At 65.8% G+C, this 11,765-nt stretch carries 11 protein-coding genes; 10 read left to right on the top strand and 1 reads right to left on the bottom strand.

Translation table 11 applies throughout. From position 1 onward, the window contains the following. The first annotated feature begins 91 nt into the window (after positions 1 to 91). From ribF to ispH, 5 genes are read left to right on the top strand one after another with little or no spacing between them, the layout of a single operon-like run. Positions 92 to 1,036, top strand: coding sequence for a bifunctional riboflavin kinase/FAD synthetase (gene ribF, locus ACFZCE_RS01895; protein ID WP_390935537.1), 945 nt, complete (start codon positions 92 to 94; stop codon positions 1,034 to 1,036). Continuing rightward, on the top strand, positions 1,033 to 3,864 hold the full coding sequence (ileS, locus tag ACFZCE_RS01890; RefSeq protein WP_390935535.1) for an isoleucine--tRNA ligase: 2,832 nt from the start codon (positions 1,033 to 1,035) through the stop codon (positions 3,862 to 3,864). Before ribF ends, ileS begins: the two co-directional genes overlap by 4 nt. Then, positions 3,857 to 4,372 carry a signal peptidase II gene (gene lspA / locus ACFZCE_RS01885; RefSeq protein ID WP_390935533.1) on the top strand — a complete coding sequence of 172 codons (516 nt, stop codon included), beginning with the start codon at positions 3,857 to 3,859 and terminating at the stop codon, positions 4,370 to 4,372. Before ileS ends, lspA begins: the two co-directional genes overlap by 8 nt. Beyond that, positions 4,365 to 4,802: an FKBP-type peptidyl-prolyl cis-trans isomerase gene (gene fkpB, locus ACFZCE_RS01880; RefSeq protein ID WP_390935531.1), complete on the top strand. Its 438-nt coding sequence runs from the start codon at positions 4,365 to 4,367 to the stop codon at positions 4,800 to 4,802. The genes lspA and fkpB overlap by 8 nt, the downstream gene beginning before the upstream one ends. A 33-nt stretch (positions 4,803 to 4,835) precedes the next feature. Continuing rightward, positions 4,836 to 5,783 carry a 4-hydroxy-3-methylbut-2-enyl diphosphate reductase gene (ispH, locus tag ACFZCE_RS01875; RefSeq protein WP_390935529.1) on the top strand — a complete coding sequence of 316 codons (948 nt, stop codon included), beginning with the start codon at positions 4,836 to 4,838 and terminating at the stop codon, positions 5,781 to 5,783. On the opposite strand, the gene ACFZCE_RS01870 is transcribed toward ispH, so the two are convergent. Further along, complete coding sequence (locus ACFZCE_RS01870; RefSeq protein ID WP_390935527.1) at positions 5,767 to 6,312, bottom strand: GspH/FimT family pseudopilin; 546 nt, start codon at positions 6,310 to 6,312, stop codon at positions 5,767 to 5,769. The two genes, ispH and ACFZCE_RS01870, sit on opposite strands and share 17 nt — an antisense overlap. A gap of 133 nt (positions 6,313 to 6,445) precedes the next feature. Here ACFZCE_RS01870 and ACFZCE_RS01865 point away from each other — a divergent pair, with 133 nt between their 5' ends. From ACFZCE_RS01865 to ACFZCE_RS01845, 5 genes are read left to right on the top strand one after another with little or no spacing between them, the layout of a single operon-like run. Next, on the top strand, positions 6,446 to 6,925 hold the full coding sequence (locus ACFZCE_RS01865) for a GspH/FimT family pseudopilin (protein WP_390935525.1): 480 nt from the start codon (positions 6,446 to 6,448) through the stop codon (positions 6,923 to 6,925). Further along, positions 6,925 to 7,401: a type IV pilus modification protein PilV gene (pilV, locus tag ACFZCE_RS01860; RefSeq protein ID WP_390935523.1), complete on the top strand. Its 477-nt coding sequence runs from the start codon at positions 6,925 to 6,927 to the stop codon at positions 7,399 to 7,401. Before ACFZCE_RS01865 ends, pilV begins: the two co-directional genes overlap by 1 nt. Further along, positions 7,398 to 8,129, top strand: a complete 732-nt coding sequence (locus tag ACFZCE_RS01855) for a prepilin-type N-terminal cleavage/methylation domain-containing protein (RefSeq protein WP_390935522.1) — start codon at positions 7,398 to 7,400, stop codon at positions 8,127 to 8,129. Before pilV ends, ACFZCE_RS01855 begins: the two co-directional genes overlap by 4 nt. 2 nt (positions 8,130 to 8,131) lie before the next feature. After that, the gene (locus ACFZCE_RS01850) at positions 8,132 to 8,656 is read left to right on the top strand and encodes a PilX N-terminal domain-containing pilus assembly protein (RefSeq protein WP_390935520.1); all 525 of its coding nucleotides are present in this window, start codon (positions 8,132 to 8,134) and stop codon (positions 8,654 to 8,656) included. Continuing rightward, positions 8,643 to 11,753, top strand: coding sequence for a PilC/PilY family type IV pilus protein (locus tag ACFZCE_RS01845; RefSeq protein ID WP_390935518.1), 3,111 nt, complete (start codon positions 8,643 to 8,645; stop codon positions 11,751 to 11,753). Before ACFZCE_RS01850 ends, ACFZCE_RS01845 begins: the two co-directional genes overlap by 14 nt. Positions 11,754 to 11,765 lie beyond the last annotated feature (12 nt).

Here is an 11,765-nt window from a genome sequence, read left to right as displayed (position 1 = left end):
TGACATCTGTTTTATCCACCGGGCCGCAGTTGCCTGTCATGCGGCCTCAGGTGTGGTTATAATCGCCCACTTTATGAGCAAGAAGCGCGTTATGCAGCTGGTTCGAGGCCTCCACAACCTGCGCCCTCAGCATCGGGGCTGCGTTGCCACCATTGGCAACTTCGATGGCGTGCACCGTGGTCACCAGGCCATTCTGGCGCGGCTGCGCGAGCGCGCGCGTGAGTTGGGCGTGCCCAGCTGCGTGGTGCTGTTCGAGCCGCAGCCGCGTGAATACTTCGCCCCCGACACCGCCCCGGCGCGCCTGGCCCGCCTGCGCGACAAAATCGAACTGCTGCAGGCTGAAGGCATCGACCGGGTGTTGTGCCTGGCGTTCAACCAGCGCCTCAGCCAGCTGAGCGCCGCCGAGTTCGTGCGCACCCTGCTGGTCGACGGCCTGGGCGTGCAGCACCTCGAGGTGGGCGACGACTTCCGCTTCGGCTGTGACCGCCTGGGTGATTTCGCCTTCCTCAGCGAGGCCGGCGCGCGCCTGGGCTTCAGTGTAGAAGCCGCGCACACCGTCGAGATCGACGCCGTGCGGGTGAGCAGCACCCAGGTGCGGCTGGCCCTGGCCACGGCCGATTTCCCGCTGGCCGCGCGCCTGCTGGGGCGGCCGTTCAGCATCGCCGGGCGTGTGCTGCATGGCCAGAAGCTGGCGCGCCAGCTCGGCTGGCCGACCGCCAACGTGCAGCTCAAGCGCCGCCGCGTACCGCTGGCCGGGGTGTACCTGGTCAGCACCGAGGTGGGCGGCGTACGTTATGGTGGCGCCGCCAACATCGGCGTGCGCCCCACCGTTGCCGGCGATGGCCGCCCGCACCTGGAAATCCACCTGCTGGGGTTCCAGGGCGACCTTTACGGCCAGCGCCTGGCGGTACAGTTTCATCAAAAGCTGCGTGATGAGCAGCGTTTTGCCTCGTTGGAGGCGCTTAAGGCGGCTGTTGATGCAGACGTCGCCGCCGCCCAAGCCCTATGGCAAGCCCATTCAAAGAGCCTGAAATGACCGATTACAAAGCCACGCTTAATCTTCCGGACACCGCCTTCCCGATGAAGGCCGGCCTGCCCCAGCGCGAGCCGCAGACCTTGGCGCGTTGGGACAGCATTGGCCTGTACCAGAAGCTGCGTGAAATCGGCCAGGGCCGGCCCACTTTCGTGCTGCACGATGGCCCTCCCTATGCCAACGGCAGCATCCACCTGGGCCACGCGGTCAACAAGATCCTCAAGGACATGATCGTCCGCTCGAAAACCCTGGCCGGCTTCGACGCCCCCTACGTACCGGGCTGGGACTGCCACGGCCTGCCGATCGAGCACAAGGTCGAGGTCACCCACGGCAAGGGCTTGCCGGCGGATAAAACCCGCGAGCTGTGCCGCGCCTACGCCGCCGAGCAGATCGAAGAGCAAAAGGCCGGATTCATCCGCCTGGGCGTGCTGGGCGATTGGGCCAACCCCTACAAGACCATGAGCTTCAGCAACGAAGCCGGAGAAATCCGCGCGCTCGCCGAAATGGTCCGCGCGGGCTTCGTGTTCAAGGGCCTCAAGCCCGTGAACTGGTGCTTCGACTGCGGTTCGGCGCTGGCCGAGGCCGAAGTGGAATACGCCGACAAGAAGTCCACGGCCCTGGACGTCGCCTTCCCGGCGGCGGACCCCGCCGCCCTGGCCGCGGCGTTCAACCTGCCGAGCCTGGCCAAGCCGGCCGGCATCGTGATCTGGACCACCACCCCCTGGACGATCCCGGCCAACCAGGCGCTGAACGTCAACCCGGAATTCACCTACGCGCTGGTCGACGTAGGCGACCGCCTGCTGCTGCTGGCCGAAGAGCTGGTCGAAGGCTGCCTGAAACGCTACGGCCGCGAAGGCCAGGTGATCGCCACCGCCGCCGGCGCGGCGCTGGAGAACCTCAACTTCCGCCACCCGTTCTACGACCGCCTGGCGCCGGTGTACCTGGCTGACTACGTCGAACTGGGCGCCGGCACCGGCATCGTTCACTCCGCCCCGGCCTATGGCGAAGACGACTTCGTCTCGTGCAAGCGCTACGGCATGAGCAACGACGACATCCTCACCCCGGTGCAGAGCAACGGCGTGTATGTCGACAACCTCGAATTCTTCGGTGGCCAGTTCATCTGGAAGGCCGCGCCGGCGATCCTCGCCAAGCTCGACGAAGTGGGCGCGCTGCTGCACACCGAAACCATCAGCCACAGCTACATGCACTGCTGGCGCCACAAAACCCCGCTGATCTACCGCGCCACCGCGCAGTGGTTCGTGGGCATGGACACCCCGCCGGTGGCCGGTGGCACCCTGCGCGAGCGTTCGCTGGCGGCCATCGAGCAAACCACCTTCGTGCCCGACTGGGGCAAGGCGCGGCTGCACGCGATGATCGCCGGCCGGCCCGACTGGTGCATCTCGCGCCAGCGCAACTGGGGCGTGCCGATCCCGTTCTTCCTGCACAAGCAGACCGGCGAGTTGCACCCGCGCACCGTCGAACTGATGGAGCAGGTGGCGCAGCGCGTCGAGCAGGAAGGCATCGAGGCCTGGTTCAAGCTCGACGCCGCCGAGCTGCTCGGCGATGAAGCCGCCCAGTACGACAAGATCGCCGACACCCTGGATGTGTGGTTCGACTCCGGCACCACCCACTGGCACGTGCTGCGCGGTTCGCACCCGCTGGGCCATGCCGAGGGGCCGCGCGCCGACCTCTACCTCGAGGGTTCCGACCAGCACCGCGGCTGGTTCCACTCCTCGCTGCTGACCGGTTGCGCCATCGACGGCCACGCGCCGTACCGCGAGCTGCTGACCCACGGCTTCACCGTGGACGAGAACGGCCGCAAGATGTCGAAGTCGCTGGGCAACGTGATCGCCCCGCAGAAGGTCAACGACACCCTCGGCGCAGACATCCTGCGCCTGTGGATCGCCTCCACCGACTACTCCGGCGAGATGGCCGTGAGTGATCAGATCCTGCAGCGCAGCGCCGACGCCTACCGGCGCATCCGCAACACCGCGCGCTTCTTGCTCTCGAACCTGAGCGGCTTCGACCCGGCCCAGCACCTGCTGGCCAACGAAGACATGCTCGCCCTCGACCGTTGGGCGGTCGACCGCACCCTGCTGCTGCAACGCGAGCTGCAAGAGCACTACAGCGAGTACCGTTTCTGGAACGTGTATTCCAAGGTGCACAACTTCTGCGTGCAGGAGCTGGGCGGCTTCTACCTCGACATCATCAAGGACCGCCAGTACACCACCGGCGAAAACAGCGTGGCACGGCGCTCCTGCCAGACCGCCCTGTACCACATCGCCGAGGCGCTGGTGCGCTGGATCGCGCCGATCCTGGCGTTCACCGCCGATGAAATCTGGCAGTTCCTGCCGGGCGAGCGCAACGAGTCGGTGATGCTCAACACCTGGTACGAAGGCCTGGCCGAGCTGCCAGAAGGCTTCGAGCTGGGCCGCGCCTACTGGGACGGCGTGATGGCGGCCAAGGCCGCGGTCAACAAGGAGCTGGAAAACCAGCGCGCGGCCAAGGTGATTGGCGGCAACCTGCAGGCCGAAGTCACCCTGTACGCCGACGAAGCGGTCAACGCCGACCTGGCCAAGCTGGGCAACGAACTGCGCTTCGTGCTGATCACCTCCAAGGCCAGCCTGGCGCCGTTCGCCCAGGCCCCGGCCGACGCGGTGGCCACCGAGGTGCCGGGGCTGAAGCTGAAGGTGGTGAAGTCCGCCGGCACCAAGTGCGCCCGTTGCTGGCACTTCACCGATGACGTCGGCAGCCACGCCGAGCACCCGGACATCTGCGGCCGCTGCGTGACCAACATCACCGGCAGCGGCGAGGTACGCCACTATGCGTGATGGGGCAGGGCGCTTCGGGCGCCTGGGCTGGCTATGGCTGACGGTGCTGGTGTTGGTCGTCGACCAGGTGAGCAAGGCCTGGTTCGAGGCCAAGCTGGGCCTGTACGACCAGATCGTGGTGATCCCCGACCTGTTCAGCTGGACGCTGGCCTACAACACCGGCGCGGCGTTCAGCTTCCTGGCCGACCACTCCGGCTGGCAGCGCTGGCTGTTCGCGGTGATCGCGATCGTGGTCAGCGTGGTGCTGCTGGTTTGGCTCAAGCGCCTCAAGCCGGGTGAAACCTGGCTGGCCATCGCCTTGGCGCTGGTGCTCGGTGGCGCCCTGGGCAACCTCTACGACCGCATGGTGCTGGGCCACGTGATCGACTTCATCTTCGTGCACTGGCGCAACGAGTGGCGCTTCCCGGCGTTCAACGTGGCCGACAGCGCGATCACCGTCGGCGCGATCATGCTGGCGCTGGATATGTTCAAGTCCAAGAAGCAAACCGGAGAAAAGGCCCATGACTGAGCAACGCATCGGCCAGAACACCGAAGTGACCCTGCACTTCGCCCTGCACCTCGAAGACGGCAACACCGTCGACAGCACCTTCGACAAGGCCCCGGCGGTGTTCAAAGTCGGCGACGGCAACCTGCTGCCAGGCTTCGAGGCGGCGATCTTCGGCTTCAAGGCCGGCGACAAGCGCACCGTCACCGTGCTCCCCGAGCACGGCTTCGGCCAGCCGAACCCGCAGAACGTACAGGTGATGCCGCGGTCGCAGTTCGAGGGCATGGAATTGTCCGAAGGGCTGCTGGTGATCTTCAACGATGCCGCCAACACCGAGCTGCCCGGCGTGGTCAAAGCCTTCGACGGCCAGCAGGTGACGGTTGACTTCAACCACCCGCTGGCCGGCAAAACGCTGAACTTCGAAGTGGAAATCATCGACGTCAAGGCGCTTTGAGCCTTGGCACTGGCCAGCGGCCGGGAGCCCAACATGCACATCAAACTCGCCAACCCTCGCGGCTTCTGCGCCGGTGTCGATCGCGCCATCGAGATCGTCAATCGCGCGCTGGAGGTGTTCGGCCCACCGATCTACGTGCGCCATGAAGTGGTGCACAACAAGTTCGTGGTCGAAGACCTGCGCTCGCGCGGGGCGATCTTCGTCGAAGAGCTCGACCAGGTGCCTGACGACGTGATCGTCATCTTCAGTGCCCATGGCGTGTCCCAGGCGGTGCGCCAGGAAGCCGCCGGCCGCGGCCTGAAGGTGTTCGACGCGACCTGCCCGCTGGTGACCAAGGTGCACATCGAGGTGGCCCGCTACAGCCGTGAAGGCCGCGAGACCATTCTGATCGGCCACGAAGGCCACCCGGAGGTCGAAGGCACCATGGGCCAGTACGACGCCAGCAACGGCGGCACCATCTACCTGGTCGAAGACGAACAGGATGTGGCCAGCCTGCAGGTGCGCAACCCTGATGCCCTGGCTTTCGTGACCCAGACCACGCTGTCGATGGACGACACCAGCCGAGTGATCGACGCCCTGCGCGGGCGCTTCCCGAACATCGGCGGGCCGCGCAAAGACGACATCTGCTACGCCACGCAAAACCGCCAGGACGCGGTTAAGCAACTGGCCAGCGAGTGCGACGTGGTGCTGGTGGTGGGCAGCCCGAACAGCTCCAACTCCAACCGCCTGCGCGAGTTGTCCGAACGCATGGGCACCCCGGCCTACCTGATCGACGGCGCCCAGGACCTCGACCGCGGCTGGTTCGAGGGCATCGGCAGCATCGGCATCACCGCTGGCGCCTCGGCGCCGGAAGTGCTGGTGCGCGGGGTGATCGAGCAACTGCACGCCTGGGGCGCCAGCGGCGCCGACGAACTGGCCGGGCGCGAAGAGAACATCACCTTCTCGGTGCCCAAGGAGCTGCGGGTCAAGCAGGTGGTGTAGGGCTTGAGGTGGGCTCACACAAGTTGCTCAGCGGCGCCCGGCGGCTGATTCGCACCCGCCCGGTGCGCGCGATCACCACCCGCAGATACTCATCCGGGCGCACGTCGTTGCACAGGTGCAGCGACGCCGCCAGCGAACCCCCGCGCGGCAGCACTGGCCGGCCCAGGTAATCGAAGGCCACCTGCGGCGCCGCGTTTGGCGTGGGCACTATTCGCACCCCGCTGCCCGGCTGCACCCGCAGGGTAGGGTTGCGCGGGTCGCCAGCGCCCTGGCCGGTGTGGTCGGCGACCATCCGCCAGCCGTTGGCCCAGTCATCGCCCAGTGGTTGCAGGATCACCCGCCCGTTGCGCTGAATGGCCTCGACCTTGGCCGCGCGCAAGCCTTGGGCCAGCGCCTCGGCCGCCACCGTTAGCCGCTGTTTGTGCAGCAGCGGCTTGAGCCCGGCCACCCCGCCGTAGGCCAGCAGCGCGGCGAGCAGCAGCGCCCACATCAGCTCGATCAGGGTCAGGCCCCGTTGTGTGCGGTTCATCGTTCATCCTTGAAAGCGGTTGATCGCCAGCGCGTCCGTGCGTCTGGTCCTGCCGAAACTACCGTATATCCCTTGTTTCATCGGGAAGCGCTACCGGCTGGTTTATAGTCGGCGCCTCAAGGAGTGCGGGCAAATGCATCAACGTTTCAAAGGGTTTACGCTGGTCGAGATGATCGTCACCGTTGCGGTGCTGGCGGTGCTGATCTCTATCGCCGTGCCGTCGTATATCGCGCTGATCGCCAAGAACCGCGCAGACACCGAAACCGGTGACTTCTACCGCGCGCTCAACTTCGCCCGCCTTGAAGCGATCAACCGTGGCGTATCGATTCGGCTGACCCCAAAAACCGCCAACACCTGGGCCGGTGACGTGTACGTGGCGCTGAGTTCGGTCGCCAGCCCGAGCACCACCAACCTGCGTGTGCTGCCGGCGATGGCCAGCAGCTCGGTCATGGCACCCGCTAGCGCCATCAGCTACGTCGAATTCAACAACCTCGGGGCTATGGTCTACCCCACCAGTGCAGTGCTGTTCACCTATACCAACGGCACTGTAAGCCGCAACGTGCTGCTGTGTGTCAATGGCCGGGTGCTGCTCAACAACGGGACGAGCTGCTGATGGCTAACCAGCGTGGCTCGACCCTGATCGAGGTACTGGTGGCCTTGCTGGTGATGTCCATCGGCCTGCTCGGGGCGGCGGCCATTCAGTTGAACGCCTTGAAGTTCACCGACAGCTCCAGCCTGCGCACCAAGGCCAGTTTCATCGCCTACGACATGATGGACCGCATCCGCGCCAACCCCGATGGCGCCTACGGGTTGGCGAACCTGGCGGCGGCGCCGACCACTTCCAACCTGGCCGCGCCCGCCACCCAGGACCTGTTTGACTTCAACAGCAACATCTCGGCGGCCAACTTGCCCAGCCCTCAGGCCAGCATTACCAAGAACGGCTACATCTACACCATTCTTATTCGCTGGTCGGATGCCCGTGCCGCTTCGGCGGTGAACAGCCAGAACACGGCCAACAGCAACGACGCGGCCACCCAGACCTTCACGCTGACCAGCCGGGTCGCGATGGACGCGGTGGCCGCCCCATGAAGCATTCACAGCGTGGCCTCAGCCTGATCGAATTGATGGTCTCCCTGGCCCTGGGCCTGATCATCACCCTGGGCGTGCTGAACATCTTCATTTCAGCGCGCAGCACCTACACCCTGCAGAACACCTCGGCGGCGATGCAGGAAGACGCCCGCTACCTGCTCAGCCGCATGAGCCAGGAAATCCGCATGGCCGGGATGTTCGGTTGCCTGGCCACGGTGGCCGATAACAGCACCGGCGCCACCTTCAGCGCCGCCTTCAACCGGCCGATCAACTACAGCATCGACAACACCAATGGCACGGTGCTCACGCTGGCCACCAGCGATGTGGGCAGCGCTGGCACCCTGCCCACCTGGACCATCCTCTCGGACTGCCGCAGCGCCGCCACCGCCTATACCGGCGCCGCCACCCCGGGCAGCGGGCAGATGGCCTTCCCGATTCACCAGGTGGTGTACACCTTCAAGAACAACGCCATCTATACCGGCACGGGAACCTCCCAGCAGGTGTTGCTGAGCAACGTGTCGGCCTTTAGCCTGATGTTCGGCCTGGCCAACAGCGCCAGTGACAGCGATACCACGGTCACCTCCTACACCACGGCGGCGCCCAACCCGGCGTATATCCGCAGCATCCGCATTACCATTACCCTGCTTGACCCCAGTACCAATACCGAAACCAAGCTCGGCAACCAGGTGTTCAGCGTGGTGGCTTCGATGCGTAACCGGTTGATGTGACCATGGCCCAACGCCCGTTGAACCTGCCCATTACCCCCCAGCGCCAACGCGGCGCGGTGCTGATCGTCGCGCTGGTGTTCCTGCTGCTGCTGACGTTGATCGGCATCTCGTCGATGCAGAACGCCACCCTGCAGGAAAAAATGGCCGGCAGCGTGGGGCTGCGCAACACCACCTTCCAACTCGCCGAGGCCGCCTTGCGGGTCGGCGAGAACGCCGTGGGCGCGAGTACCTACACCTTGGCCGTGTGCGCTTCGACGGCTGCTTGCGCGCCACCCGATGCCAGCACCATCAACGCGGCCGGCACCAGTGGTAGCATCACCTGGGTGGCCGCGACCACTGCCGGCACGCCGTCGGGCGCGCTGTTGCTGTATGGGGTGCAATACATCGGCGTCACCAAAGACCCAGTCAACTTCGACACGGCCACCGCCACCTCGGTCAAGCTGTACCGCATCACCGCGATCGGCAGCACAAGCAACGCCACGGGCAGCCCGCGTACCGTGCTGGAGAGTATTTATGCCAAGCAATGATCGCCAGGGCCCACTGGGCCGCCTCTGGGCAGGGCTGTACGGGTTGGCGCTGGGGCTGTTCCTGAGCACGCCGGCGTATGCCGCCTTCACCCCCTCGCCGTCGCCGCTGATGAGCGCCGCCGCGGTGGCGCCCAACCTGATGCTGCTGGTCGACGACTCCGGCAGTATGAACAACCTGATCCGCGCCACCGCCTTCGACCAGACCGCCACCCAAACCCAGCTGTATTACTGCTCGCAAGACGCCAACTGCAACTACGTGGTGCAGATGGACATGACCAGCGAAAACCAGTTCGTCGGCAACCTCAACCGCGGTGGCTGCCTGCTGGGCTACACCGGGCTGTACCGGAACTCGACCCGGTATTGCCTGAAGTTGCCTGACCCGGTGGGCAGCGGCAACACCCGCTATTCGGTGCGTTACCTCAGCTACCTGATCGGCCTGATGGGCAGCTCGACCACCAAGGACTACACCGACGGCTCGATCCCCAACGATTACCGGGTGAACGTGGCGCGCAACGTGGCCGCTTCGCTGGTGGCCGCCAACCGCAGCCTGCGCATCGGCCTGTCGACCTTCAACCCGCCGACCAACGCCGACCGCGGCCCGGGCGGGACCATCACCCGCGCCATCGCCGACCTGCAGGCCACCAGCACGACCACCACCGCCCAGGCCAACACCAACTACAACAACCTGATCACCTCGATCAACGGCCTGGCGGCGATCGCCAACACCCCGCTGGCCGAAACCTACTACGAAATCACCCGCTACATGCGTGGCATGAGTTCGTACCAGGGCGTGCCCTCCACCACGTACACCAGCCCCATCCAGTACCGCTGCCAGAAGAACTTCGGCGTGGTGATCACCGACGGCCTGCCCACCTACGACCGCACCTTCCCCAGCACCGACCCGGCCTACACCAGCACCCAGAAGCTGCCGAACTGGGATAACGTCAACAACGACGGCGCCGACCTCAACGGTGACGACGAAGGCGACACGCTGTACCTCGACGACGCCGCCAAGTTCGCCTACGACATCGACCTGCGCACCGCGAGCAACGGCTCTGACCTGGCCGGCAAGAGCTGGGATGCCGCGGACTTCCCGCAGCAGAACATGATCACCTACACGGTGGGCTTCACTGCCGCCAACCAGATGCTCTCCGACGCCGCCAGCTACGGCCATGGCCAGTACTACCAGGCCACCGACTCCGACTCGCTGACCGCCGCCCTGACCGCGGCGCTCAGCCAGATCAGCTCGCAGTCCGGCTCCGGTTCTACCGGTAGCGCCAACACCGCGAGCCTGACCAGCAGCTCGTTCTACTACCAGGCGCTGTACGACCCCACCGACTGGCGCGGCACGATCAAGGCATTCCCGTTCAACAGTGATGGCAGCCTGGCCAGCACCGCCACCTGGAGCACCGACACCACCGTGGCGGTGGGCACCACCACGGGCCTGTACCAGACCTGGAACGGCGCGGCACCGGTCACCCTGGCGCTGGGGTCTTTGTCTGTGGCCCAGCAAACCGCGCTGGCCGCGCAGGCCACGGCACTGACCCTCAGTGGCACCAGCACCACCGCCAACGCCCTGGTGGAATGGGCCAAGGGCACCAACGGCAGCAACCTGCGGGCCCGCTCGGTGCTGATGGGCGACATCATCAACTCGCCGGTGACCTACGCCTCGCCGACCGCGGCCACCGCCGCCGATGCTGCGGGCGACACCAGCTATTCCAGCTACCTGGCGACCAAGGCCAGCAGCATGACCCCAAGCCTGGTGGTCAACGACAACTCCGGCATGACCAGCGTGATCACCGCCGCCACCGGCGCGCGCCGCTATGCCTACATGCCGTCCACGGCGCTATCGGGCATCGCCACCATCGCGCTCACCGGCTATGCCAACGGCACCTCGCACAAATTCCTCGATGACGGCCAGGTTGGGGTGTTCGATGCCCAGATCAACAGTACCTGGAGCACCGTCGCGGTAGGCGGCACTGGCGCCGGCGGCAAGGCGTTCTACGCGATCCGCCTGTACAACGCCTCCGGTGGCAACACGCCGCAGGCGCTGTGGGAAGTGTCCGCGCCCAGCGTGGCCAACGCGCTCGACAACTACAACGACCTCGGTTACGCCTACGCGGCGCCGCAGGTGGCGCGGCTGGCCGACGGCACCTGGGCGGCGTTCATCTCCAACGGCTATGGCAGCAACTCCGGGGTGGCGGCGCTGTACGTGATCAACCTCAGCACCGGCGCGTTGATCCGCAAAATCGTGGTCGACACCACTGAAACCGACAACGGCCTCTCGTCAGTGGCGCTGCGGGTCAATGGCGCCGGGGTGGTGCAGTACGCCTACGGCGGCGACCTCAAGGGCCGGCTGTGGAAGTTCGACCTGACCAGCACCAGCGCCTCCAGCTGGGGCCTGGCGTTCTCTGGCAAGCCGCTGTTCACCGATACCGGCGGTACCGCCCAACCGATCACCGCGGCACCGCTGGTGGTGGCCAACCCGAGTGGCGGCTACAACGTGTTCGTGGGTACCGGCAAGTTCATGGAAACCGCCGACAAAACCACCTCCGCGGTACAGGCGTTCTATTCCATCCAGGACACCGACGCCGCCACCGCCAACTACACCGCCAGCAACCTGGTGGCGCAGTCGATCACCGGCAGTTATGCCGACAGCGGCACCACCTACATGACCACTTCGCAGAACACCGTGGACTACACCGCCAAGCGCGGCTGGTACCTGCCCTTGACCTACAACAACACCCTGCTGGGCGAGCGGGTTATCTTCCAGGCCACCTACAGCCGTGGGCGGATCATCTTCACCACCGCCGGCGTGGACACCAGCGACCCTTGTGCCAGCCAGGGCTATGGCCGCATCGTGATCCTGCAGGCGTTCAGTGGGCAGATGTTCAGCACCTCGCAGATCAAGGCCACCAGCACCGCCAACAGCGGTATCGTCCTCAGCACCGGCTACCCCGGAGGCGTGGCCGTGCTGACCGGCACCACCGCCGATGTGCTGGAAACCAACACCTCGAGCGGTAACCTGCTCAATACCGCGCTCACGGGCGGCACCACCACCATCAACCGCCGTATCATGTGGCGACAGATTCAGTAACCGGAGCATGTA

Origin of the sequence: Pseudomonas sp. NPDC007930 (assembly GCF_042958985.1) — a bacterium.
Taxonomy (GTDB): Bacteria; Pseudomonadota; Gammaproteobacteria; order Pseudomonadales; family Pseudomonadaceae; genus Aquipseudomonas.
The sequence above is the reverse complement of the archived record's forward strand: the minus strand, read 5'-3'. Positions and strand labels throughout refer to the sequence as shown.

Coding starts and splice junctions, on each gene's coding strand:
- ribF (WP_390935537.1), top strand. CDS start 92: ATGCAGCTGGTTCGAGGCCTCCACAACCTGCGCCCTCAGCATCGGGGC.
- ACFZCE_RS01855 (WP_390935522.1), top strand. CDS start 7,398: ATGAAGCATTCACAGCGTGGCCTCAGCCTGATCGAATTGATGGTCTCC.
- lspA (WP_390935533.1), top strand. CDS start 3,857: ATGCGTGATGGGGCAGGGCGCTTCGGGCGCCTGGGCTGGCTATGGCTG.
- ACFZCE_RS01865 (WP_390935525.1), top strand. CDS start 6,446: ATGCATCAACGTTTCAAAGGGTTTACGCTGGTCGAGATGATCGTCACC.
- ispH (WP_390935529.1), top strand. CDS start 4,836: ATGCACATCAAACTCGCCAACCCTCGCGGCTTCTGCGCCGGTGTCGAT.
- fkpB (WP_390935531.1), top strand. CDS start 4,365: ATGACTGAGCAACGCATCGGCCAGAACACCGAAGTGACCCTGCACTTC.
- ACFZCE_RS01850 (WP_390935520.1), top strand. CDS start 8,132: ATGGCCCAACGCCCGTTGAACCTGCCCATTACCCCCCAGCGCCAACGC.
- pilV (WP_390935523.1), top strand. CDS start 6,925: ATGGCTAACCAGCGTGGCTCGACCCTGATCGAGGTACTGGTGGCCTTG.
- ACFZCE_RS01845 (WP_390935518.1), top strand. CDS start 8,643: ATGCCAAGCAATGATCGCCAGGGCCCACTGGGCCGCCTCTGGGCAGGG.
- ileS (WP_390935535.1), top strand. CDS start 1,033: ATGACCGATTACAAAGCCACGCTTAATCTTCCGGACACCGCCTTCCCG.
- ACFZCE_RS01870 (WP_390935527.1), bottom strand. CDS start 6,312: ATGAACCGCACACAACGGGGCCTGACCCTGATCGAGCTGATGTGGGCG.